General features: G+C 39.9%; 29 protein-coding genes, 1 tRNA gene, 1 other RNA gene and 1 other annotated feature. Of the genes, 1 reads left to right on the top strand and 30 read right to left on the bottom strand.

Annotation, left to right across the window (positions count from 1 at the left end; all coding sequences use genetic code 11):
* Window positions 1-118: 118 nt before the first annotated feature.
* From C5L21_RS02350 to C5L21_RS02340, 3 genes are read right to left on the bottom strand one after another with little or no spacing between them, the layout of a single operon-like run.
* A complete protein-coding gene (locus C5L21_RS02350) occupies window positions 119-1,420 on the bottom strand; it encodes a DEAD/DEAH box helicase (RefSeq protein WP_085699546.1) in 1,302 nt (433 codons plus the stop codon).
* A 7-nt stretch (window positions 1,421-1,427) separates the two neighbouring features.
* Window positions 1,428-2,426 carry a Gfo/Idh/MocA family protein gene (locus C5L21_RS02345; RefSeq protein ID WP_085699544.1) on the bottom strand — a complete coding sequence of 333 codons (999 nt, stop codon included), beginning with the start codon at window positions 2,424-2,426 and terminating at the stop codon, window positions 1,428-1,430.
* Window positions 2,423-3,163, bottom strand: coding sequence for a GH25 family lysozyme (locus C5L21_RS02340; RefSeq protein ID WP_004904401.1), 741 nt, complete (start codon window positions 3,161-3,163; stop codon window positions 2,423-2,425). The genes C5L21_RS02345 and C5L21_RS02340 overlap by 4 nt, the downstream gene beginning before the upstream one ends.
* A 170-nt stretch (window positions 3,164-3,333) precedes the next feature.
* Between C5L21_RS02340 and C5L21_RS02335 the strand changes: the two genes are divergently transcribed.
* Complete coding sequence (locus C5L21_RS02335) at window positions 3,334-4,563, top strand: aminopeptidase (RefSeq protein WP_040190632.1); 1,230 nt, start codon at window positions 3,334-3,336, stop codon at window positions 4,561-4,563.
* 53 nt (window positions 4,564-4,616) lie between these two features.
* On the opposite strand, the gene proC is transcribed toward C5L21_RS02335, so the two are convergent.
* The 27 genes from proC to C5L21_RS02200 all read right to left on the bottom strand — a co-directional run bounded on the left by proC (window position 4,617) and on the right by C5L21_RS02200 (window position 21,455).
* On the bottom strand, window positions 4,617-5,384 hold the full coding sequence (gene proC, locus C5L21_RS02330; RefSeq protein ID WP_085699542.1) for a pyrroline-5-carboxylate reductase: 768 nt from the start codon (window positions 5,382-5,384) through the stop codon (window positions 4,617-4,619).
* Between the two features lie 43 nt (window positions 5,385-5,427).
* Window positions 5,428-6,069, bottom strand: a complete 642-nt coding sequence (locus C5L21_RS02325) for a deoxynucleoside kinase (RefSeq protein ID WP_004899199.1) — start codon at window positions 6,067-6,069, stop codon at window positions 5,428-5,430.
* A gap of 69 nt (window positions 6,070-6,138) precedes the next feature.
* Window positions 6,139-6,897 carry a M15 family metallopeptidase gene (locus C5L21_RS02320; protein WP_085699540.1) on the bottom strand — a complete coding sequence of 253 codons (759 nt, stop codon included), beginning with the start codon at window positions 6,895-6,897 and terminating at the stop codon, window positions 6,139-6,141.
* 132 nt (window positions 6,898-7,029) lie between these two features.
* Window positions 7,030-7,102, bottom strand: a tRNA-Lys gene (locus C5L21_RS02315).
* 78 nt (window positions 7,103-7,180) lie between these two features.
* The gene (locus C5L21_RS02310; protein ID WP_085699538.1) at window positions 7,181-7,621 is read right to left on the bottom strand and encodes a hypothetical protein; all 441 of its coding nucleotides are present in this window, start codon (window positions 7,619-7,621) and stop codon (window positions 7,181-7,183) included.
* Entirely contained in the window at window positions 7,614-7,820 is a 207-nt protein-coding gene (locus tag C5L21_RS02305; protein WP_004904405.1) for a helix-turn-helix transcriptional regulator, read from the bottom strand. Before C5L21_RS02305 ends, C5L21_RS02310 begins: the two co-directional genes overlap by 8 nt.
* Before the next feature lie 112 nt (window positions 7,821-7,932).
* Window positions 7,933-8,925: a UDP-glucose 4-epimerase GalE gene (gene galE, locus C5L21_RS02300; protein WP_085699536.1), complete on the bottom strand. Its 993-nt coding sequence runs from the start codon at window positions 8,923-8,925 to the stop codon at window positions 7,933-7,935.
* Between the two features lie 40 nt (window positions 8,926-8,965).
* A complete protein-coding gene (locus C5L21_RS02295; RefSeq protein WP_004904406.1) occupies window positions 8,966-9,703 on the bottom strand; it encodes an acyl-[acyl-carrier-protein] thioesterase in 738 nt (245 codons plus the stop codon).
* 10 nt (window positions 9,704-9,713) lie between these two features.
* Window positions 9,714-10,589: a 16S rRNA (cytidine(1402)-2'-O)-methyltransferase gene (gene rsmI / locus C5L21_RS02290; protein ID WP_004899214.1), complete on the bottom strand. Its 876-nt coding sequence runs from the start codon at window positions 10,587-10,589 to the stop codon at window positions 9,714-9,716.
* 1 nt (window position 10,590) lies between these two features.
* On the bottom strand, window positions 10,591-11,526 hold the full coding sequence (locus tag C5L21_RS02285) for a DNA polymerase III subunit delta (protein ID WP_004899217.1): 936 nt from the start codon (window positions 11,524-11,526) through the stop codon (window positions 10,591-10,593).
* Window positions 11,526-11,855 (bottom strand): cyclic-di-AMP receptor, encoded by a 330-nt coding sequence (locus C5L21_RS02280; protein ID WP_004899218.1) that lies wholly within the window; start codon window positions 11,853-11,855, stop codon window positions 11,526-11,528. The genes C5L21_RS02285 and C5L21_RS02280 overlap by 1 nt, the downstream gene beginning before the upstream one ends.
* Before the next feature lie 6 nt (window positions 11,856-11,861).
* A complete protein-coding gene (gene tmk / locus C5L21_RS02275) occupies window positions 11,862-12,506 on the bottom strand; it encodes a dTMP kinase (RefSeq protein ID WP_012305425.1) in 645 nt (214 codons plus the stop codon).
* Window positions 12,507-12,552: 46 nt separating this feature from the next.
* Complete coding sequence (locus C5L21_RS02270; RefSeq protein WP_004899224.1) at window positions 12,553-12,813, bottom strand: YaaL family protein; 261 nt, start codon at window positions 12,811-12,813, stop codon at window positions 12,553-12,555.
* On the bottom strand, window positions 12,810-13,415 hold the full coding sequence (recR, locus tag C5L21_RS02265; RefSeq protein ID WP_004899227.1) for a recombination mediator RecR: 606 nt from the start codon (window positions 13,413-13,415) through the stop codon (window positions 12,810-12,812). Before recR ends, C5L21_RS02270 begins: the two co-directional genes overlap by 4 nt.
* A gap of 46 nt (window positions 13,416-13,461) precedes the next feature.
* Window positions 13,462-15,255 (bottom strand): DNA polymerase III subunit gamma/tau, encoded by a 1,794-nt coding sequence (gene dnaX / locus C5L21_RS02260; protein WP_085699534.1) that lies wholly within the window; start codon window positions 15,253-15,255, stop codon window positions 13,462-13,464.
* 99 nt (window positions 15,256-15,354) lie between these two features.
* Window positions 15,355-15,442, bottom strand: an RNA gene (gene ffs, locus C5L21_RS02255) — signal recognition particle sRNA small type.
* 23 nt (window positions 15,443-15,465) lie between these two features.
* Window positions 15,466-15,984 (bottom strand): HD domain-containing protein, encoded by a 519-nt coding sequence (locus C5L21_RS02250; protein WP_004899235.1) that lies wholly within the window; start codon window positions 15,982-15,984, stop codon window positions 15,466-15,468.
* Window positions 15,985-16,048: 64 nt separating this feature from the next.
* Entirely contained in the window at window positions 16,049-16,558 is a 510-nt protein-coding gene (gene tadA, locus C5L21_RS02245) for a tRNA adenosine(34) deaminase TadA (protein WP_085699532.1), read from the bottom strand.
* Window positions 16,536-17,177, bottom strand: coding sequence for a class I SAM-dependent methyltransferase (locus C5L21_RS02240; protein ID WP_133285998.1), 642 nt, complete (start codon window positions 17,175-17,177; stop codon window positions 16,536-16,538). The genes tadA and C5L21_RS02240 overlap by 23 nt, the downstream gene beginning before the upstream one ends.
* A gap of 135 nt (window positions 17,178-17,312) precedes the next feature.
* Window positions 17,313-17,678, bottom strand: a complete 366-nt coding sequence (gene rplL / locus C5L21_RS02235) for a 50S ribosomal protein L7/L12 (RefSeq protein ID WP_004899246.1) — start codon at window positions 17,676-17,678, stop codon at window positions 17,313-17,315.
* A gap of 74 nt (window positions 17,679-17,752) precedes the next feature.
* A complete protein-coding gene (gene rplJ / locus C5L21_RS02230) occupies window positions 17,753-18,283 on the bottom strand; it encodes a 50S ribosomal protein L10 (RefSeq protein ID WP_004899247.1) in 531 nt (176 codons plus the stop codon).
* Window positions 18,284-18,309: 26 nt separating this feature from the next.
* Window positions 18,310-18,426, bottom strand: a sequence feature (ribosomal protein L10 leader region).
* A 39-nt stretch (window positions 18,427-18,465) separates the two neighbouring features.
* Entirely contained in the window at window positions 18,466-19,158 is a 693-nt protein-coding gene (rplA, locus tag C5L21_RS02225; RefSeq protein ID WP_004899250.1) for a 50S ribosomal protein L1, read from the bottom strand.
* Window positions 19,158-19,622, bottom strand: a complete 465-nt coding sequence (gene rplK, locus C5L21_RS02220) for a 50S ribosomal protein L11 (RefSeq protein WP_004899252.1) — start codon at window positions 19,620-19,622, stop codon at window positions 19,158-19,160. Before rplK ends, rplA begins: the two co-directional genes overlap by 1 nt.
* Window positions 19,623-19,733: 111 nt before the next feature.
* Window positions 19,734-20,342 carry a transcription termination/antitermination protein NusG gene (nusG, locus tag C5L21_RS02215; protein WP_036058301.1) on the bottom strand — a complete coding sequence of 203 codons (609 nt, stop codon included), beginning with the start codon at window positions 20,340-20,342 and terminating at the stop codon, window positions 19,734-19,736.
* 136 nt (window positions 20,343-20,478) lie between these two features.
* Window positions 20,479-20,652, bottom strand: coding sequence for a preprotein translocase subunit SecE (gene secE / locus C5L21_RS02210; protein ID WP_004899259.1), 174 nt, complete (start codon window positions 20,650-20,652; stop codon window positions 20,479-20,481).
* Between the two features lie 11 nt (window positions 20,653-20,663).
* The gene (gene rpmG / locus C5L21_RS02205; protein WP_004899264.1) at window positions 20,664-20,813 is read right to left on the bottom strand and encodes a 50S ribosomal protein L33; all 150 of its coding nucleotides are present in this window, start codon (window positions 20,811-20,813) and stop codon (window positions 20,664-20,666) included.
* 51 nt (window positions 20,814-20,864) lie between these two features.
* On the bottom strand, window positions 20,865-21,455 hold the full coding sequence (locus C5L21_RS02200; protein ID WP_040177449.1) for a TetR/AcrR family transcriptional regulator: 591 nt from the start codon (window positions 21,453-21,455) through the stop codon (window positions 20,865-20,867).
* Window positions 21,456-21,481: the final 26 nt, after the last annotated feature.

Raw genomic sequence — 21,481 nt, 5'->3', positions numbered from 1 at the left:
GCTTAATATATTTCATTGCCATGTTGCTGTCCCCTATGCAATTAGAAAAATGTTATTAATATGAGATATTTTATAATTTTAAGATGCAAATGTCAATAAAAAAACGCAATCTGCGTTTTTACTTTTTTGGCCCTGCCCATTTCGGCTTACCTTTATCTTTTGATGCTTTAGCACGCTTTTTCTTTTTTGGCTTTTCAGAAATAACATGGTTTATGTCGGATTGAGGTGCTTTAACGTATGCCGACTTTTTGACATTCGAATCTCTAGCGGTTAACTTTGCACGAGATGGCGATGCTGCATTACCAACTTGTACCGATGTCTTTTCTGTCGTCTTGTCAGGAAAATCATTCACTGCCTTCACTAAGGCAAAATCGTCTCCTAATTCGTGTTTGAGATTACGAATATCATGATCATTGCCGAGATTCAGTACTCGCCCTGGCTTACCCATTCTACCAGTCCGACCAGCACGGTGGATATAAGTCTTTTTTCGTTGTGGTAGTTGCGCATTAACTACCAGTGGTAAATCATCAATATCTAAACCTCTGGCCGCAACATCGGTCACGAGTAATAACTTAACGTCACCTTTCTTAAAGAGACGCAATGCATCTGCACGTTGTACCTGTCGTTTGTCATTACTACCGATGCTCATCACACTGGCATGTGCGTGACGCAGTGTTGCCTGCATATTCACCAGACCACTAATTGTATTAAAAAATACCAGAGCCTGTTGGTTGTGTCGCGCTAATTGAATGAGTATATTTGCTTTGGCCTTTTGATCAACATATTGAAACTCATGGCTTATTGCTGCTGGCGCATCTGTACCAACTGAAATAGGTTTGACCATCTGATTAAAAGTGTCTGAAACATATTTCAAATCAACACCAGAAGTCGCCGAAAAGAGGCCTAGTTGTACTTTTTCTGGCAATTGAGTTGCTAATTCTTGCAAACTATCATGCCGTTCGTCATTTAGCATGGCATCTGCTTCATCAAAGATAACAGTCTGAACCATCCCCAATTTTAGCGTACCACCCGCAGCCATCGTCAATACACGACCGAGCGTACCGATAACAACATGTGGCTTATCTTTTTTCAATTTATCTGCCTGTCGACGGCCATTGGCACCACCAATCAGGCTCGTAACAGTTACCCCAATCGTAGCGCCCCACTCTCGCGCAACAGACGTTGTCTGCATAGCTAATTCTTGGCTGGGTGCTAAAATCAACACTTGTGTGCGTTTTGCGTTTGTATCTATACGCGACAAAATTGGTAATAGAAAAGCCAATGTTTTCCCAGTACCCGTTGGTGCCAATCCAAAAACACTTTCGCCATCTGTTAAACGTTCCCAAACTGCATCTTGGATTGGTGTCGGTTTGTCAAATACTTGATTAAATTTTTCCTGTAACTCTGGTCTAATAGCCATTAATTTATTATTCTTTCTGGTCTGCTGGGAATTCAATCCCCGCAGACGAACGCAAATCAAACAATGTTTGGTTGACTTGTTTTGCAAGTTGGAACCACTGATTATATATCACGTGATTACCTACTGGATCATTGATGACATTGGCAAAGTCTTGTGCCTCACGAATCATAGGATTATCATCAGGTGTTTCCCCGATATTTTCAGTCTGACCCTCACCATCATAATAAGTGACATGCTCTAGTTCGGCTATATTTGACGTTGAAATGGTTTCTTTTAAACCATAAAATTCACTAGGCAAATAAGAGTTAGCATTCTTACCGAAAATAACCGTCACATTATATTTATCATAGAATAGGTTTGCTGTACCACGGGCATCGGCCCCATTTGCCAGTAATATTGGTAAATATTGAACAGCTTTTGGTGTACCAAACAAGGCAATAGCAGCATATATTGGATAAACACCTAAATCATACAAAGCGCCCGCACTAAACTCACGTGTCAAGACATTTGGTTCTTTGCCAGCTAGATAGGCATCAAATCGTGATGAATACTTTTGATAGACTAGTGTTGCCCCTTGTATTTCTGATAACTCACCAATGGTCTGCGCGATAATTTTAAAATTCGGTTGATGAATATGCCTTGCTGCTTCGAAGTAACGAACGTCTGCATGTTGAGCGAGTAATTGTTCAATCTCAGAAAATTCAACAGGATTACTTGTTGTTGGTTTTTCAACAATCACATGCACATCAGCTGCAATCGCCGCCTTTGATTGCTCAAAGTGCAAAGCATTAGGTGAAGCAATGTAAACGACATCAATGTCTGCATATAAATCACTTAAAGTTGTGACAACAGTTGCATCTTCAATCCTTAAGTCAGCTAAAAATTTTTCCCCACTGTCTAACGAGCGTGAATAAACTGTCGTTAATACATACTCATTGGTTGCCAATGCCGCTTCTACGAACATTTTGGTAATCCAATTTGTCCCAATAATACCAAGTTTTATCATTTTATCTCCTTAAATTGTTGTCTTGTACCATTAAATACACTGGTTGGCATTTTAACAGCCTTCAAGCCCTTACCAATTGTATGATCTTCACTATACTGAATAAATTGATTTGCTGTTGCTCTATTATCAGTATTATCTGCAATTAACCAATATTTTGTCTTTTTGATGACTTGGTTTAATTGTTGTTGCACGTTAGGTGTCGTGTAAATGACAATATCGCGATTATAATGTGTAGACAGCGACTGAATAAGTACGGCTAATCGTTCTTTGCTGCTTTTCGTAGCAATTTGATCATTAGTTACATAAATGGCAATTGGTAATTGCCCAATATTATTGCCAACTTTATCAATGAAATATTGTGCCTGTGTTGCAGCGTCAACACTCGCATCATATACTTGAATACTCCCGACTTTCAAATGTGCCCCTTGCGCGCGGTCATAGCTTGCCTGGTAACCATCATCTGCAAAAGTAACCCCTGAAGTTGCACGCAAGTAGGTAAAATCAATGCCATTTGTTGCTAGATTATTATAATCCACATAACCTGAAGTTTGGTTAATGGCAACACCTTGAACACTAAAACCACTTGGTGCCGTGTTTTTCACAACAGTAATTGGTGGTTTGGCCATTAGCCAAATGACAATTGTTGCTATAATACCAACAATAATAATTAGCCAGGTAATGAGCGACAAAGATTTTTTAGTCTTAACTTTTTTTGGGGTTTCAGTGTTATTTGTCATAATATTAATTATACAAAATTTCTTAGCCAAACGCTCATAAAATACATTAAGCTTAGGTCACAAATATCACAGTAGTTGATGTCTTATATTTTTCATGAGATAATGATGATATTATTTTTAAAAAATGAAGGGAAACGTTAGATAAATAACATCTGACATTACTAAAAAACATGACACTTGACCACAAATTAGACCAATATGCTGAATTAATTGTTAAACGCGGTGTGAACGTTCAACCGGGCCAAACTATCATACTCTACGCCGCCGTTGATGAAGCTTATTTTGCACGTAAGATTGTTGCCGCGGCTTATCGTGCTGGTGCACATGAAGTTGTCTTAGAATGGTCTGATCAACAAATCAATAAGGCGTTTTTAACACATACATCCTTGGAACGTTTAGCGAATGTCCCAGAATATGATATCTTAAAAGCTAATACGCTAATGGCTAATAACGCTTCACGTATTTCGCTTGTATCGCAGGACCCAGATGGTCTTGCTGGCGTTGATTCAACACGTTTGCAGACAATGACCAAAGCCAATCAAAAGGCCTTTACAAGTGTGCGTGAAGCAACAATGAAGGATGATATTTCCTGGCTAGTTGTCGCTGCGGCTGGGCAAGCATGGGCTGAAAAAGTTTTCCCAGATTTGTCTGGTCAAGCTGCTGTTAATCGCCTATGGGAAGAGATTTTGAAAGATGTACGTATCGATGACACATCAGACGCCATCGATCATTGGAATCACCACATCAAAAAATTACAAGCCAAGGCGGATTGGCTGAATCAACAAAACTTTAAAGCGCTCCATTATAAAAATGCTAAATCAGACTTTACAATTGGTTTAGCTGAAGGCCATATTTGGGAAGCTGCTATTTCACAAGATAAAGCCGGTAATATCTTTATTCCAAATATGCCAACCGAAGAAGTTTTCACTGCCCCTGACAATCGTCACATTGATGGTCATGTCGCAGCCACTATGCCTCTATCATATCAAGGTAACCTCATTGACAACATTGCACTGGATTTTAAAGATGGCCGTATCATTGACGCGACAGCAACAAGAGGTGAAAACGTCTTGAAGCAATTGATTGAGACAGATGATGGGTCAAAGTCATTGGGCGAAGTATCGCTTGTGCCTGATCCATCACCGATTTCACAAAGTGGTATTTTATTCTATAACACACTCTTTGATGAAAATGCTTCAGACCACTTAGCAATTGGCGCAGCCTATGCTTCGAACATCTCAGATGGTAAAACTGCTAGTCCCGAATCTTTGGCTAGCCGTGGTTGGAACATCTCCGATGTACATGTCGACTTCATGATTGGTTCATCTGATATGATGATTGATGGGATAACACAAGACAATCACAGCGTTCCCGTTTTCCGTAACGGTGATTGGGCCTAACAATAAAGAAAACCGCTCAATAATACATTGAGCGGTTTTCTTTTGTGCAAAGATTAAAGATGCTTATGCTTTATTGTTGCTAAAATGGCATGCGCAACAACTGCGTCAAAATTTTGGGTATCAAAATCGTCCAAGCCAGCACGGGTTGAACCCCCAGGTGAGGCCACTGCATTTTGCAAGGCTTGTGCTGTTAAGTCACTTTGTGTCAGCATTTCAGCTGAGCCAAGGACAGTTTGTGTGGCTATCTTTGTAGCCAGTGTTGCTTCTAAACCATTTTGCGTTCCTGCCTGAGCTAACGCATCAATAAACTTGAAAACATAGGCTGGTCCAGAACCTGCAACTGCAGAAAAAGTTGCAAACTGGGATTCACTCACATCAAAATGCTGCCCTAAGCTGTCAACAAATTGTTGAAATACTTTCTCATGCGTTGCCGATAATACTGTACTTGCATACGCAATAACCCCTTGATTAATTGCCACATTGACATTAGGTAATGTGCGTACAATTTGAGTTGACTTTGTCGCCGCAGAAAGCGTTTCAAGTGTAACACCTGCTAACACAGAAACTACTAACTTATCTTGCAAATTTAATGGCTGAACAATTTTCTCTAATTGGTTAGGCAAAAAAGCTAAAACAACGAGATCACTGGCAGCTACCAATGATTCTGGCGACATAGCCACAACCCCTAATTCTGCCGCCAATTTTTCAGCAGAACGCGGTGAAGTGATGTGGATATCTTTTGCTGGGACACCTTGACGCAATAGGCCTTTCATCATGGCTTGTGCCATATTACCAGTACCAATAAAACCATATGTTGACATAGTCGCTCCTTTACTTAAAGCAATTGGATATACTGACAGCAACTTAATCTTTCAATGTTGACAATTTATCATCAATTGCTGCTAATACTTGATCACGTGCTGTGGTGTTAGTCACAAAATCATAGTGATCACCATCAATTTGGATTTTTGGCGAGCGGTCATACGCTGCAAACCAATCATCATAACGTTTGTTAAGTTCTTTATAGTAAGCATATAACCCAGGATTTTCATCGATTTGTTCAAATGAGCGTCCGCGTTTTTTTATACGTGTTAACATTGTCTCAAAACTAACACGTACATGAATTAAAAGTTCTGGGTTTTTCAGATTTGCTGTACCAGCAATCTCAGCCATCATATTATCTAGTAGTGATTTATATATATCAACTTCTGTTTGTGTTGCCCGATCTAAATCAGCCGTTAATTGAAACAGCAGCGCATCTTCATATATTGAGCGATCTAAAATGTTATGACGCCCAGTTGCTTGTGCAACTTGAATTTGCGATAGTCGCTTGTTTAGAAAATAAATCTGTAATAAAAAGCCATATTTTTTAGGGTTTTCATAAAAAAGTGGCAAAATCGGATTATCATCTACACTTTCATAAAACGCCTCTGAACCCAAGTGTTCTGCTAACATTTCCGTTAAACTTGTTTTGCCGGCGCCAATAGTGCCTGATAATACGATCATGCCAATTCTCCTAATTTCTATTAATTTAGTCCCTAACTAGTATATCAAAATTCGGCCTATTTTTCAGAATTAACGTTGTCGTAATTGTGACAAATACTTTTCTAAGGTCAAGTGATGTTTAGTGATATACTGTGCATTGTCAATACCAACATAGCGAAAATGCCATGATTCATAATCGATTCCTGTCTCACTTATGGCTTGTTTATCGCTCGGATAACGTAAAATGAAACCATACGCTGGTGCATGTTGAATTAGCCACTGCTGTGACTTAAATTCATCCATTTGCGCCATTAATTGTGGATATTTTGCCACTGCATCTGTGCCTGCTAAATCAACCGCTAACCCGGTTTGATGCTCTGATGAACCTGGCGTTTGGATGACTGTTTGCGTTAGTTTGACGGCTTGATCATGGGCCATACCATTGGCTTCATGTTGCGCAATGGACTGATCATACACTTGTGTTTGGTAAGCTATTGATCGATACGCTGAAACAAGCGTGGTGGCATAACCTGCTCTTTGAGCAGCTTGTCGAAATGCTGCTAACGGCGCCACAATGCGTTTATCCATCTGTTTATCATCCACAGTAACATGCGTAAAAGGTATTTCTGATTGCCGTGCGTGCTGTTTATTAACTAAAATAAGTTGCCAATCTGACACGCTTGCCTGTTTGGGTAACCCAGAATCTTGAGATACAGCTTTTGATGTCGTGGTTGTCTGCATCTGCGCTTTTTTACGCGTAGGCTGCAAAAAACTAATAATTAGTATGCCCACTACGATAACAATAACGATAAGTGTAATCTTCTGCCAAATCTGACGTCGTCCCATCATGTGTTTAACTCCCCAATAGTTTTGCCCACATCGCAAGGTACTCACTTGCTTCATACCTTTTCATTCTACCACGTCATGGCACATTAAGCCGTGCATAAAAAAAAACCGATACAATTTGTATCGGTTACTTAGTGGACAGTCAGGGGCTCGAACCCTGGACCCACGGATTAAGAGTCCGTTGCTCTACCAACTGAGCTAACTGTCCATGTGTCGCTTTCACAACAAAAAATATTATATCATGTATTTTTGTTTTGCGCAATAGTTTTAATTCACTGTTTGCCTGTCAATTATCACGTAGCTCATAAAATAATCTTGTCACATAAAACAATTGCAAAAGAAACGCAAGTATTAACAACACGATACCCACACTGGATAAAGATATTGTTATTTGATCCAATGATCGTGAAAAACTAACACACAAAATACCCAGTATTGCCAACACCTTAAATGCAGCGTGTGTGGCAAAGCGGTTGGCAATCATAATGGCATTTAATTCACGCTCATCGTTGTATAATTCATCCAATTTAATAGTCAGCTGTGCTTTTTTAGACAGTTGGCCTATTGTCTGTTTTTGTGTCCTATAATATTTTAATAGCACGATGCCATAAATAAAGTAAATGGCAAATAATGCCATGTTCCCTGTCACGCTGTATGTCACAAAAATGATGAGTAGCCCAAACACCATAAGTGTTGTCATGAGTGCATTCTTTTTGACGTTAATCATTCTCGTCCTCACTTTTGGTAAATAACTGATCCACCGTCGTTTCTAATATTGTGGCTAATTTAAAAGCTAACGCTAACGATGGGTCATATTTTGCATTTTCAATAGCATTTATTGTCTGTCTCGTGACATTCGCCTTTTGGGCTAACATGTCCTGTGACAAATGTCGTTCTTTTCGTCGCTTACGGATATAGTTATGCAATGCCAACTCCTTATGTAAAAGATATTTTACATATATATAGTAAAACATCTTTTACTTTTCTTGTCAAACCAAATAAAAGAACAACCTAATGGTTGTTCTTTCTGTTAGCAATTTACTTATCGTTATAGCCCATTGGATGACTCTTGTGCCAATTCCAAGCCGTCTTAATAATGTCTTGTACGTTATCATATTTTGGCGCCCAACCAAGCACATCACGGGCTTTGTCAGAGTTAGCAATCAAAATATCTGGGTCCCCGGCACGACGTGGTCCAATTTTAGCTGGAATGTCAACACCTGTTGCTTCACGTGCGGCTTCAACCATTTCTTTAACTGAAAATCCAGTTGCTGACCCTAAGTTGAATTGGTTAGAATCATGCCCATCTGCCAAATACTTTAGCGCACGAATATGTGCATCTGCCAAATCTAAGACATGAACATAATCACGAACATTAAAGCCATCTGGTGTCTTATAATCATCGCCAAACATTTCAATATAGTCACGTTGTCCCAACCCAGCTTGCAAAATAATAGGCACTAAATGAGTTTCAGGCTTGTGGTCTTCACCAATTGTGCCATCTTCAGCTGCACCAGCAACGTTGAAGTAACGTAAGGCTACCCACTTCACGCCATCAGCTTGGTCAGACCAAGCCATGATTTTTTCCATCATCAACTTTGATTCACCATAAGGGTTAATTGGATTTTGTGGATCCGTTTCCTTGATTGGAATGTTGACAGGATTACCATAAGTTGCTGCTGTTGATGAGAACACAATTTGCTTAACATCATGTGCTTTCATCACTTCGAGTAGCGTTATCATACCGCTTGTATTGTTATCAAAATATTTCAGCGGATTTGCTACTGATTCGGGTACGATTGAAAAAGCAGCAAAATGAACAACTTGTTCAATATTTTCTTGTTCAAATACTGCCGATAATGCTGCTTTATCGCGAATATCAACTTGATAAAACTTGGCCGCGGGATTTACAGCGTCACGATGTCCTGTAAATAAAGCATCAACAACTACCACTTCACGACCAGCTTCAACAAGTGTTTTGACCATATGTGAGCCAATGTAACCGGCACCACCTAGTACTAATACTGACATAATAAGCCTCTTTATTCTAAAATGATACTCTCAGTGTACACTATAATGTCACGTTACGCCAATTGAATTCTGCCTCGGCACTAACAACATCCCCCAACATAATGCGATGCTTACTGGACTGATTGCCAAGCACAACTTGTGATTGAATTGTATGACCTAAATGTATTTCATTCTCATATTTTAGATTGATTGATGTAATTTCATGGGTTTCTAAAAATTCTGTTGGGACAACATCTTGCATCCATTCAAAATACTTCGAATTATTGACATGTTGATTAGCATCAATATCGAGGTAGCGCACGTGATAATCTTTGCTGATCATGTCATCACTCGGCAAAATTTTAATTGGATTGGGCATACGCGGAATTTGCTTCACGCGTTCAGCTTGATACTTATCAACGATATCCTGTGGTAATCGCGCCATCCGTCGATTATTAATATCAATCATGGTCCAAATTGAATCTACGCGAATAATCTCCTCACCCTGTGCATCAAAAAATGCAAACGGACGTCTCACAAAAAACGGATTATATTTCGCGGCATAAGTTTGAATCGTAATTTCTTCATTGACAGCTGGGCGTCTGGTAATATGTACCTCATACTGTAAAATAATCCACCCCAAGCCACGTGCTAAATGTGTTGATTGTCCCACACCTAACGCATCACTCTGTAACTTAGAAGCTAAAACAGCCCAATTTAATATCATTGGCAAAGCTAACTTGCCTGTGACGTCGGCTTCGTAATATTCAACGCGACGCTTAATTTCAAAAGAATTCATTTTTTGCCCCTTACATTAACCCATGATAATCTGTATAAACTGCTTGTCTATCTAATTGCCGTTCTTTTGCGACTTGCTTAATCGCAGCATTTGGCTTAAGCCCCTTTGCTACCAGTGCTGAGACCGCGTCATGAACAGATAACATGGTTAAATCTGTCTCTGGTTCAGACTGGCTAGCACCAGTAAAACCAGCAATCATCACCACGAATTCGCCACGAATATCATTATTTTTGGACCATAAAACTAATTCTTCAATATGGCCTCGCAAAAATTCTTCATATCGTTTAGTTAATTCACGCGCCAAAACAACTTGTCTATCATTGCCCATTACTTTTTGAATGTTTGCTAAGGTTTGTTTTAAACGATGCGGCGATTCATAAAAAATAACCGTATCTTTTACTGTGGATAACTGTTTTAATTCTGACAGTTGTTCACTATTTTTCCTTTGTAAAAAACCATAAAAATAAAATGGTTGTGGCACCAAACCACTTGCAATTAAAGCTGTTACACCAGCTGTTGCTCCAGGAATCGGGACAACTGGTATATTGTTTTCCACAGCTGCAGCAACCAGTTCTTTACCAGGATCAGAGATAGACGGCATTCCCGCGTCACTGACCTGTGCAACATCCCCCCCTTGGCTAAGCGTTGCAATTAAACTCGGTATTTTTGACTGCCAATTGTGCTCATGAAAGCTCGTTTGTTTTGTTTCAATATCAAAGTGGTTCAATAACTGCTGAGTGTGTCGGGTATCCTCAGCTGCAATTAGGGCCACTGCATTCAAAGTATCAATTGCCCGTGGTGTCATATCTTGTAAATTACCGATGGGTGTTGGTACTAAAAACAACGTGCCCGTCTCATGCTTTTCAAAGCTTTTTTGTTGATTCATGTTACGCTCCTAACGCGATAGCAACATCTAATACTATTTTTTCAAGTCGCGCTTGTAAAGTCATATTAAACTGTCGAAAAAAATCATCTCTGAGTATGGCATCGCTAGCTTTCACTAATTGTGCCTGATTATACTGCTTATTTAGCACTTTATATAGCCCAATTAGCTTAGGAAATTTCAACTGTGTTTCAGGTATTTGACCAAATACAATGGTATCGCGCGTTAATTCATGTAGCCAATTTAAAAATAATGCTTGCTGCTGTTCATCTTTTAATTGGCTAACTAAATATTGTTGCACGTAAACAAAGGCTTCAATACGTCTTTGCATCATTAACTCAAACCATTTGAATAATAGGCTACGGGTTAATTGTTGCCACGCCTCAAAATCTGCTATTGTTTCATCGTTGTGCGGTGTATCTAATTGTATTTCCGGTCTCAGGTGTACAATTTGTGCACGCGATTTGATTGTTGGCAAAATATCATTAACATTTTCTGCTAACATTACCATCAATTGTGGCCCTGCTGGTTCTTCAATATATTTCAGTAACGCATTACCAGCTTCTGCTTGTAACGTTTCAATAGCATCAAATACAAAGACTTTACGTGGACTTTCTCGCGACATAGTAATAAACTCAGGTTTTAAACTCCTAATTTGGTCAACTTTCCATGTACGCTTGGTGCCACTACCACTCTTAGGTAAACTTGGTCGTGTTATTTTGACATCTGGGTGTTCGTTTTTATTAATGCGCATGGCATTTAGCTCATTAGGACCAACAACTTCCCAAGCTAGCCAATGCGAAAAAGCCAGCTTAGTCTGCTGGCTCGGTCCAACAAATAGGTACAAGTGACTAAGCTGATTACTGCGAATTAACCCATGAAAATGTCCCATTTGTGTTGGATAATATTGTTTTGTTGTCGTTAAAAAATCTGGTTGCATTAGAACTGATGAAATGACTCAATGCTCTGTGTGTATACTGTTGCCCCACCAACTTCGACTTCAATTGGATAGGCCCCCATGTGGTCACCACCTGCATCTAAATTAATTGGCGGTACCATAAACTGCTTGCGTTTCTGAGATACTTTTTGAATAATATCTAACACATCTTGTACACGATCATCATCAATCGCAATCAAAAACGTTGTGTTGCCAGAACGTAAGAAACCACCTGATGTCGTTAAACGTGTCGCACGTATATTTGCCTTAACAAATGCATTACTCAACCTATTTGTGTCTTTATCTTGAACAATCGCTGTAATTAATTTCATAAATTATTACCCCTTTCGCGAATTCAATGCCTCTTGTAGCAACGCACGCGTATCTGATATGACATCTGTTAACGGCTGTGTTGCATCAATTATTTTAATTCTATCAGAAAAATCATGCTGTAGCTCAAGGTATGTTGTTCGAACACGTTGATGAAAGGATAAACTTTCTTTATCCAAGCGATCTATTTTGCCCTGACGGTTAGCCATCACACGACTCAAGCCTAACTCTGAAGGTACATCAAAATAGATTGTGAGGTCTGGTAATAGACCATCAATAGCAAATTGATTAATTTGCCAAATGTTGTCGACCCCTAAGTCGCGGCCACCACCTTGATAAGCTAACGAGCTATCAACGTAGCGGTCCGAAATTAGGACCTTTCCTGCAGACAAAGCCGGTAAAATAGTTTCAACGATGTGTTGCCGTCTAGCAGCAGCATATAGCAACGCCTCGGTTCGATCATCCATCCCATTGTCATCTTCTGGTTGTAAAATCTGACGAATGGCTTCAGAAATAGGATTTCCCCCTGGTTCTCTTGTTGTCACAAGTTGATCACCAAGTATTGGTTTTAATTCAGACACTAGTGCTTCCAATACACTCGTTTTGCCAGCACCTTCGGGCCCTTCAAATGTGATAAATAATGGTCTAGTCATAATCCCCAATGTTTTCTCAACGTAATTGCACGCAACGGCTACTACACTATATGCGGTCAGTTTTTAAGACATGTGTCTGCATATGACCAACTGTTTTTCGCCGACGTGCCTCACGATATAAATAATTAAATTTTGCTTTGGCTAATGCCGTTTGTGCTTGAATGAGACGAACATTCACCTGACCATCAAGCAATGCTTCTTCTGAATTTTTTGCAGTGTCCCAATCTATTTTAGCTTTGTCAATTTGAAAAACTAATGCCTGATCATATTCACGTCTTAAATTTGTCTTTTTCTTACCAAATATCATAGTTCTGTTCGTCCTTGTACAGCCTTTATTAATGTCAATTGGTCAGCGTAATCAATATCAGACCCAACAGCTAAGCCATGCGCTAATCGTGTCACTTTAATGCCTGCTGGCTTTAACAGTCTCGCCAAGTACATCGCTGTTGCCTCACCTTCAGCATTAGCGTTGGTACCAACAATAACTTCATTGATTTCTTGATGGTCTGATAGTCGACGAATCAAGCTTGGCAAGTTAATATCCTCTGGTCCAGTCCCTGCACTAGGCGAAATCACACCATTTAAAACATGATAAAGACCGTAATAATCTCGCGTATTCTCCATAGCCATGACATCTCGTGAGTTTTCAACGACAAACACCGTTGATTGATCACGCGACTTATCTTGACAGATGGCACATGGATTGACACTATTTTCAGTTATATTACCACATATTTGGCAGAAGGTGAGATCTTTTTTTGCCGACAAAAGCGACTTTGAAAAGTCAACAACATCGTCTTCCTGCATGCCTAATGTATAGAAAGCTAAGCGAGTTGCTGTTTTTGGGCCAATACCTGGTAATTTGGTATAACTATTAATTAATTTTGCAATTGGTTCTGGATAATCCATAAACACGACCAGGCTTATTTGTCAGCCAATCCTTTCATTTCATTTCTTAGTCAACAACTGTCACAATATCATTGCCAAACAATTTTTGCGCTTCTGTCACAACTTTTGGCGCTGTCACCGCATCTGTCGCTGTCGTTAATACTTCTTGCTGACTGACATATGGCACATCAGATAAGCTAATTGTCTGTGTTGTCCCAGCTTTAAGCTGCTTAACATACTCTGCACGTTCCTGCTGCCAATCATCTTTTGAAATAAGCACTAAAGCTGTTGGCAAATTTTGCTCGCGCAACGCCGCAATCAGTTTTTCTTGTAAGACGACATCTTTTAACGCTTGATCTAGTAGGGCTGGGTAATCAAAAGCCACGACCAGTCCTTCTTGACTTGCTGCAACTGGCGATGCTATTGTCAACAAAGCTTGATGTGCAACATTAAAAGTGCTTATTAACGTTGCCCAAGTACTTTTTGACCGGCTAAGTGTGTCGCGCTTAGCCGCCTGTAAAATAGCAAAAACAGCTAACTGGCCAGTACGCGCTAAGCTATTATTGTGGGACACTGCTTCTGACTCATCATACTGTGATGATTGTGATATTGGCTTAACAGTATCATGTGTCGTTTCCAAATTTTCTTGAGCACTTACACCCTCATTTTGAGTTGGTTCCGTAACTACCGTAGTTGTATCTGGTTGTGTATCTGAAGATACAGGTTGCGTTGTGACTGTTGGGTCATTGAGGGATTCTGGCGATGCAAATGACGACGTATTGCGCGTTGCATGTTGAGCCGATTCAGTATGCGATTGATCCCCTTGTGTCATCATCCCTAGTTTAACAGTTAACAATTCGAGGTACACATCACTCTGCATTGTCTGCAGCAACTGCTTTTGAATATCATCTAGTTCGCCCATCATGGCTTGAATTTGTTGCGACGTTAATTGTTGTGCTAATGTGCGTAAGTCATTTAAAGGTGCGGTTGATTTGATGAGTTCCGGTGCAATATTAGCCAGCATGATATCTCTTAATAGACCGATAATATCACTAACAAAACGTTGTGCATCTTTGCCGGCAACTAGTATATCATGTAACAATTTCAGTGCTTCTGGTGTTTGGCTATTTGTTACTGCTGTGAGATACTGCATTAATTGTGTTGTGGTGGTTGACCCAGTAACCTGTAAGGCATTATCAACTGTCACAGTGTCAGTGCCAAAAGCAATTACTTGGTCCAAAATAGACAAAGCATCACGCATGCCGCCTTCAGCCACATTGGCAATGATACGCAAAGCATCTTGGTCAAAATCAATATGCTGTTGCTTTAGAACATCAGCTAAATGAGCTGCTATCGCTTGACCATCAATACGTTTAAATTCAAATCGCTGTGTCCGTGACAAAATAGTAACTGGGACTTTTTGTGGTTCAGTCGTTGCTAAAATGAATTTCACATTTGCTGGTGGCTCTTCCAACGTCTTAAGTAGCGCATTGAAAGCACTATTTGATAGCATATGCACTTCATCAATAATATAAACTTTGAATTCAGCTTCAATCGGTGCATAATCAACATTCGATAAAATATCGCGCATATCTTCGACACGACTGTTGGAAGCCGCGTCAAATTCAACAATATCTGGTATTTGTGAATCATCAGTTTCGGGGGCAATCCCATTCACTTCACGAGCAAAAATTTTGGCAGCAGAAGTTTTCCCAGTGCCTCTTGGTCCTGAAAACAAGTAAGCGTGACCTGTTTGATGAGTCTCAATAGCATTTTTCAAAGTCTGTGTAACGACTTCTTGCCCAATCATGTCTTCAAATGTTCGCGGCCGATATACACGATATAATGCTTGATACGCCAATGTTTTCTCCTCCTGCACCTGAATTGTATTTACAATTTTTGCTTGCCTATTTTATCTTACGATAACTCAACTGACAAAAAAAGACCGCTAAGCGGCCAAATATGTACACAAGCACAACATCGAACAACCTTAGGGCTGCTACATTCCTGTCCTGACCCGGTTCGAGAGCCGACATTTGCCTGCTTTATTATTATATCTAATTTCTCTATTTTAAGCAAACACTTCAGAAACTTTCTTGAGCCACTTTGTATGCCATTTAAAATAAGTTAGATACGCTTTTGGAATAAGATATTCATTGACAGCCGCAAAATCATCAACGATCGATACAATCCAGCTTTCACGATATTTTGGCAAGGCAATTGTTGCGCCAAACATGTGTTTCACAATAATATCAGCTTCTTTATCACTAATGTGTGTTATCTTGCGTGCGTTTTGTAAAGCAATTCGGGGATGAACATACGCATGTGACCCCTCTTCAAACTTTGTCACGCGCCAATCATAGTAGAACATATCATGTAGAAGTCCGGCTCTGGCTGTTGCCTCAGCATCTGCACCGATTTTCTTAGCAATAGTATATGATTGGTACGACACTGAAATGGAGTGCCGTAAGCGGTTAGAAAAATGATGTTGCGTGTATTGTGCGAGCTGCTGTACTTCGTCATGTTGTAATAAATCATCAACAATATTAAGATAATCTTGGTCTTGGCGCCAAGCATTAGGGTTATGCATGTATTTTTTGCCTCTTTATTAATCAGTCTAGGTCTATTATAGTACGAATTTTTAATTTCGTGTATTATTTGTTTGGTAAAACCTTTTTTTCTTGACGTTTCAGCCGAATTTGTGCAAAAAACTGTTTAAGTAATTGCCCACAAGCCTCACTTCTTATCCCATGATGTACAACCACTCGATGATTTAAACGAGCATCCTCTAATAAGCGATAAAGTGATCGCGTTGCGCCACCCTTAACATCATCTGCCCCATAATACACAGCAGGAATACGCGAGTTAATAATTGCCCCCGCGCACATCACGCATGGTTCAAGCGTCACAAACAAGGCTGTATTTTCTAGCCGCCATGATTTTAATTTGAGATTAGCCTTTTCGATTGCCATCAGTTCAGCGTGTGCTGTTGCTAATTGTTCTGCCTCTCGATGATTATGCGCTTTGGCAATAATTTGATTATCTTTAACAATTACCGCGCCAATCGGCACTTCACCCTCATTAAAAGCAATGCTTGCTTCGTTTAACGCCACTTGCATGAAATAATCAATTTGTTCATCACTAAATGTTGGTATTTGAATCATAAGTGCTCTCCAAAATATAATAACCTTTATTCTTAGCAATAATACGAGCATTACCAAATATGGTCATCATATTTTTTTGCGCTGATGGTGCCCCTTGTTTTTTTTGTAATACAGCAATTAGCTTGCCACCTGGCTGAAGGTGCTTTATCGCATCTTGCAACATGACTGTCACCACGGCTTTTCCTGCTCTAATTGGCGGATTTGTCAAAACCAGTGCATACTTATCCGTAATTTTGTCATAAATATTAGACTGAAAAATTCGCGTTAATTGCGTCACACCATTTTTCTGCGCATTTTGTTGCGCAAGTTCTAAAGCGCGTTCGTTCACATCTACCATATCAACCTGCCGCGACATTGCTTTTGCAATAGCAATGCCAACTGGGCCATAACCTGTGCCTAAATCTAATATTTTGCCATCATTAATAATGACCGTTTCAAGGGCCTCAAGCATGGTGCGCGTACCAAAATCAACTGTAGATTTTGAAAAAACACCGCTATCTGTCGTGAAATGTAGCTTGTGGTTTAACAATTCGAATTCAAAATTTTGATAATGGTGTTCGGAATTTGGATTAGCAGTAAAGTACATTTCATTTGCAGTTTTTCCCGATTTAGTTGGCATAGTGTACCCCTTTAAATATTATGTACAAAAAAAGAAGTACCGAAGCACCCCTTTTAATATAACGGTTGTTTAGTTGTAAGATAACATAGTTTATCATCCAACACAATACAAATCCGTAAATTTTAAAAATTGAAATTACTTCAAAGTAACTGATGCGCCAGTTTCTTCCAAAGCTGCCTTCAAATCGTTGGCTGCTGCTTCGTCAAGACCTTCCTTAACGATTGAAGGTGCGTTGTCAACTAAGTCCTTAGCTTCCTTCAAACCAAGACCAGTTGCTTCACGAACTGCCTTGATAACCTTAACTTTAGCAGTACCTGCTGAAGTCAATTCTACGTCGAAGTCTGTCTTAGCTGCGGCTGCACCGTCAGCACCACCAGCTGCTGCTACAGGAGCTGCTGCTGAAACGTTAAATTCTTCTTCGATTGCTGAAACCAAGTCAGCCAAATCCAAGATTGTTGCATCCTTCAATGATGCGATAATCGCGTCTTTATCAAAAGCCATGATTAAATCCTCCAATTTATATGTTTAATTTTTATTAATACTGTGTCATTGATTGGTTGTCCAACCAAAAATACTTATTCGGCTGCAGGTGCTTCTTCAGCAGCTTCGCCGCCCTCTTCTAATTTGTCTTGCACAGCCTTAACAGCATATGCAAATGAACGAATTGAGAATTGGAATTCGGCCATCAATTGACCAAGCAAACCTTCGCGTGATGGCAAAGATGCATACTTGTTGATGTCTTCGATGTTAGCAATAGTGCCGTCAACAACACCACCCTTGATTTCCAACTTTTCGTTGGCGTCAGCAAACTTCTTCAAAATACGTGATGGTGCAACTGCATCATCATTTGAGAAGGCCACGGCTGAAGGACCGGCAAAAATGTCGTTCAATTCAGCAAAACCAGCTTTTTCAGCAGCACGTGTCAAAATCTTGTTTTTGATAACTTCAAGAACAATACCTTCTTCACGCAACTGATGACGTAATTCTGTAGATTGCGCAACTGTCAATCCACGAGCATCAACAACAACTGCTGAAGCAGCATTCTTGAATTGATCAGCGATTTCTTCAACTTTTTGCGCTTTAATCGCAATAGTTTTTTCACTCATGTTATAACTTCTCCTTCCTTAGTATTATTTTGCAAAAGAAATCCCGTGCGCTAAAAGACACACGGGAAAAGTTTTTAAACTTCCTCGGCAGGATATTAAGGTATAAATACCACCTGAGTCTTAGGCAAAATGATTTAATTCACTCAATGAGTATACCAAATGAAATTGATATCGTCAAATAATTATAATGTATTAAGATCTAATGCAACGGCTGGGCCAAATGTTGAAGCAATAGATACGTGTTGTACGTAAGTGCCTTTAACAGCTGCTGGACGTGCTTTTAACACTGTATCAGCAATTGTCTTAATATTTTCAGCTAACTTACCTTCTTCAAATGATACACGACCCACAGGTACAGCAACGTTTCCGTCACGATCTGTACGGTATGTCACTTGTCCGCCCTTAGCATCTGAAACAGCCTTAGCAACATCCATTGTTACTGTGCCAGTCTTAGGGTTAGGCATCATACCCTTAGGTCCCAAGATACGAGCAACGCGACCAACTTGTGCCATCATATCAGGTGTGGCAATGGCTGTATCAAAGTCCATCCAGCCACCTTGAATTTGGGCAACTAAGTCAGCAGCACCAACAACATCAGCGCCGGCAGCTTCAGCTTCCTTGGCCTTGTCACCTTGTGCAAATACGATAACTTTCTTATCTTTACCAGTACCGTTTGGCAAAACAACTGCGCCACGCAATTGTTGGTCAGCTTGACGTGTATCAACATTCAACTTAAATGCAACTTCAACTGAAGCATCAAAGTTAGCGTAGTCAATTTCTTTAACCAATGCAACAGCATCGTTCAAGGCATAATTCTTTTCAGCTTCTACCTTTGCCAATGCTGCAGTATATTTTTTACCATGCTTTTGAGTCATTATTCTGCGTCCTCCTTGATTGCTGTTCCTTCAACAGTCAAGTCAACACCATCAACAGTAACACCCATTGAACGTGCTGTACCTTCGATCATACGCATAGCTGCTGTAATATCGTTGGCATTCAAATCTGCCATCTTATTTTCAGCAATTGCACGAATTTGATCCAAAGTAACGTTTCCAGCTTTTTTAGTGTTAGGTTCACCTGAACCCTTACCAATAAGCTTACGCAATTGATCAGCAGCAGGTGGTGTCTTTGTAACGAATTCGAATGAACGATCATCGAAAACAGAGATTTCCACCGGAATGATTGAACCTGCTTGGTCTGCTGTACGCGCGTTAAATTCTTTAGTGAATTGCGCGATGTTAATACCGGCTTGTCCCAAAGCTGGACCAACTGGTGGTGCTGGTGTTGCTTTAGCAGCCGCAATTTGTAGTTTAACTACTGTTGTAACTTTTTTAGCCACGATTTTTTCCTCCTCGTGTTGTGGTAGACGCAGCTTAAGTGCTGCTCCCACGTATGTCGATGACATACTCATCTATTATACAAAAAAAAAACTATCTTAGCAATAGTTTTTTTAAGCTTCATCTAAAACGGTATCGACATCAGCAAAGTCAAGTTCTGTCGGTGTTTCACGACCAAAGACTTCAACTGTGGCTTCCAAAGTTTGCTTTTCTGAATCAATAGCAGTAACTGTTCCTTCCATACCTGAAAAAGGTCCAGCAATAATTTTGACAACTTGACCAACTTCGACATCAAGATCGACCACTTCGCGTGTTACCATACCCATACGCTTCATCAGCAAATCAACTTCTTCTGGCAACAGTGAATTTGGCTTGGAACCCGCACCGTGCGAACCCAAAAATCCTGTAACGCCTGGTGTGTTACGGACAACGTACCAAGCTTCATCGGTCATATTGTAGTCTTGTGGCGTTGCCATTTCAACCAAAACATAGCCTGGGAAGTCATTTTCAACTGAAGTCTTAGCTTCCCCATCTTGGATTGTTGTTACTTCTTGTTCTGGTACCAAAATCCGAAAGATTTGTTGACTCATACCCATTGTCTGTGTTCGCGACTCTAAGTTTGCTTTTACTTTATGCTCATACCCTGAGTATGTATGAACGACAAACCAAGACTTTTCGATATCATCTGTGTTTGTAATGGGGGTTTCGTTATTTTCTGACATGTTATTAATCGATTTAACGATAATCATCTGAGTGAATTATCCTTAAATGCGCCCTTTCTTTTGTAATATAAAAAAGAACTTCCACAGAAGTTCTCCTCGCTATAAACAGTATACTACATTTTTGAATATACTGCTATTATTTCATGATCATATTAAAGCCACTTTGCATTAGCCAATCGGCGCCGCCTAAAAATAGCGCAAACACAACTGACACAGTAATAACTGTTACTGTCTCTTTTGAGGCTTGATCTGGTGACAACCATGTCACATTTTTCATTTCTGCTGCAACGTTTCTAAAATATTTCAACATTTTCGTAACCTTTACTTTGTTTGTTGATGTAACGTGTGCTTCCCACAAAAAGAACAATACTTACTGACCGCTAAACGTTCTGTGCGATCTTTTGATAAAGTGACTGTGTAATTGCGAGAACCACATACTGTACACGCGAGTGATACTTTTTGACTTGCCATATATGTTCTCCATTAATTCTTATACAAGGATAACATTTAAGCCTTTAAAACTCAACGTTCTGAGACACCATAAAAAATGAGATCCAATAACTGTTGAATTCGCGCCGTCATGTTCAAGTTGTCATCAAGTGCGTGAAAGCTGCCAAATAACGGGGCTAAACTAGTAATATAAAAGGAAGCTGCCATACGCGCATCGATATTTTCCCTACGTTTCACGGCTGCTTGCTCAAAAAAATGGGTAATTGGCATAACATAGTCATGACCAAACACGCGACCTAATTGCTGTTGACTTTCTGCCGAAAGCGTTGCAAAACTACCGTGAATCAAGGTAAACACGTCTCGCGGATGACGCGTCACAATCACTGTTGTTAACGCTGTTAACTGATCAATTGGTTGCGCATACTGTTGGGCTAAAATATCAGTCATGTCTGAAAAAACCTGGTGCCCAACACGTTTAATTACTGCGACGAAAAGTGCCTCTTTGTCACCAAAATAGTGATAAAGTGCTGGCTGGCTAATGCCTAGTAATTTTGAAATGTCTCGTGTCGTTGTTTGTTCGTAACCGTGTGATAAAAATACTGTCGTTGCGGCTAGCATAATTTTTTCACGCGTTGCTTCATTTGCTTGTGTTTTAACTGTCATCTTGCTTGTTACCTTTTACATCAAGT

The organism is Leuconostoc citreum, assembly GCF_004354555.1.
In the GTDB taxonomy this organism is placed as follows: domain Bacteria; phylum Bacillota; class Bacilli; order Lactobacillales; family Lactobacillaceae; genus Leuconostoc; species Leuconostoc citreum.
The sequence above is the reverse complement of the archived record's forward strand: the minus strand, read 5'-3'. Positions and strand labels throughout refer to the sequence as shown.

What these genes read in the sequence shown, in the direction of transcription:
- C5L21_RS02285 (WP_004899217.1), bottom strand. Translation starts at nt 11,526, where the DNA reads ATGCAACCAGATTTTTTAACGACAACAAAACAATATTATCCAACACAA.
- tmk (WP_012305425.1), bottom strand. Translation starts at nt 12,506, where the DNA reads ATGACTAGACCATTATTTATCACATTTGAAGGGCCCGAAGGTGCTGGC.
- rplJ (WP_004899247.1), bottom strand. Translation starts at nt 18,283, where the DNA reads ATGAGTGAAAAAACTATTGCGATTAAAGCGCAAAAAGTTGAAGAAATC.
- tadA (WP_085699532.1), bottom strand. Translation starts at nt 16,558, where the DNA reads ATGATTCAAATACCAACATTTAGTGATGAACAAATTGATTATTTCATG.
- C5L21_RS02320 (WP_085699540.1), bottom strand. Translation starts at nt 6,897, where the DNA reads ATGATGGGACGACGTCAGATTTGGCAGAAGATTACACTTATCGTTATT.
- C5L21_RS02350 (WP_085699546.1), bottom strand. Translation starts at nt 1,420, where the DNA reads ATGGCTATTAGACCAGAGTTACAGGAAAAATTTAATCAAGTATTTGAC.
- secE (WP_004899259.1), bottom strand. Translation starts at nt 20,652, where the DNA reads ATGTTGAAATATTTTAGAAACGTTGCAGCAGAAATGAAAAATGTGACA.
- C5L21_RS02335 (WP_040190632.1), top strand. Translation starts at nt 3,334, where the DNA reads ATGACACTTGACCACAAATTAGACCAATATGCTGAATTAATTGTTAAA.
- C5L21_RS02295 (WP_004904406.1), bottom strand. Translation starts at nt 9,703, where the DNA reads ATGAATTCTTTTGAAATTAAGCGTCGCGTTGAATATTACGAAGCCGAC.
- C5L21_RS02310 (WP_085699538.1), bottom strand. Translation starts at nt 7,621, where the DNA reads ATGATTAACGTCAAAAAGAATGCACTCATGACAACACTTATGGTGTTT.
- rsmI (WP_004899214.1), bottom strand. Translation starts at nt 10,589, where the DNA reads ATGAATCAACAAAAAAGCTTTGAAAAGCATGAGACGGGCACGTTGTTT.
- proC (WP_085699542.1), bottom strand. Translation starts at nt 5,384, where the DNA reads ATGTCAACATATGGTTTTATTGGTACTGGTAATATGGCACAAGCCATG.
- recR (WP_004899227.1), bottom strand. Translation starts at nt 13,415, where the DNA reads ATGGATTATCCAGAACCAATTGCAAAATTAATTAATAGTTATACCAAA.
- C5L21_RS02240 (WP_133285998.1), bottom strand. Translation starts at nt 17,177, where the DNA reads ATGCCAACTAAATCGGGAAAAACTGCAAATGAAATGTACTTTACTGCT.
- rplL (WP_004899246.1), bottom strand. Translation starts at nt 17,678, where the DNA reads ATGGCTTTTGATAAAGACGCGATTATCGCATCATTGAAGGATGCAACA.
- nusG (WP_036058301.1), bottom strand. Translation starts at nt 20,342, where the DNA reads ATGTCAGAAAATAACGAAACCCCCATTACAAACACAGATGATATCGAA.
- C5L21_RS02250 (WP_004899235.1), bottom strand. Translation starts at nt 15,984, where the DNA reads ATGCATAACCCTAATGCTTGGCGCCAAGACCAAGATTATCTTAATATT.
- C5L21_RS02280 (WP_004899218.1), bottom strand. Translation starts at nt 11,855, where the DNA reads ATGAAATTAATTACAGCGATTGTTCAAGATAAAGACACAAATAGGTTG.
- C5L21_RS02340 (WP_004904401.1), bottom strand. Translation starts at nt 3,163, where the DNA reads ATGACAAATAACACTGAAACCCCAAAAAAAGTTAAGACTAAAAAATCT.
- galE (WP_085699536.1), bottom strand. Translation starts at nt 8,925, where the DNA reads ATGTCAGTATTAGTACTAGGTGGTGCCGGTTACATTGGCTCACATATG.
- C5L21_RS02200 (WP_040177449.1), bottom strand. Translation starts at nt 21,455, where the DNA reads ATGACAGTTAAAACACAAGCAAATGAAGCAACGCGTGAAAAAATTATG.
- C5L21_RS02270 (WP_004899224.1), bottom strand. Translation starts at nt 12,813, where the DNA reads ATGATATTTGGTAAGAAAAAGACAAATTTAAGACGTGAATATGATCAG.
- C5L21_RS02345 (WP_085699544.1), bottom strand. Translation starts at nt 2,426, where the DNA reads ATGATAAAACTTGGTATTATTGGGACAAATTGGATTACCAAAATGTTC.
- C5L21_RS02325 (WP_004899199.1), bottom strand. Translation starts at nt 6,069, where the DNA reads ATGATCGTATTATCAGGCACTATTGGCGCCGGCAAAACAAGTTTAACG.
- rplA (WP_004899250.1), bottom strand. Translation starts at nt 19,158, where the DNA reads ATGACTCAAAAGCATGGTAAAAAATATACTGCAGCATTGGCAAAGGTA.
- rpmG (WP_004899264.1), bottom strand. Translation starts at nt 20,813, where the DNA reads ATGGCAAGTCAAAAAGTATCACTCGCGTGTACAGTATGTGGTTCTCGC.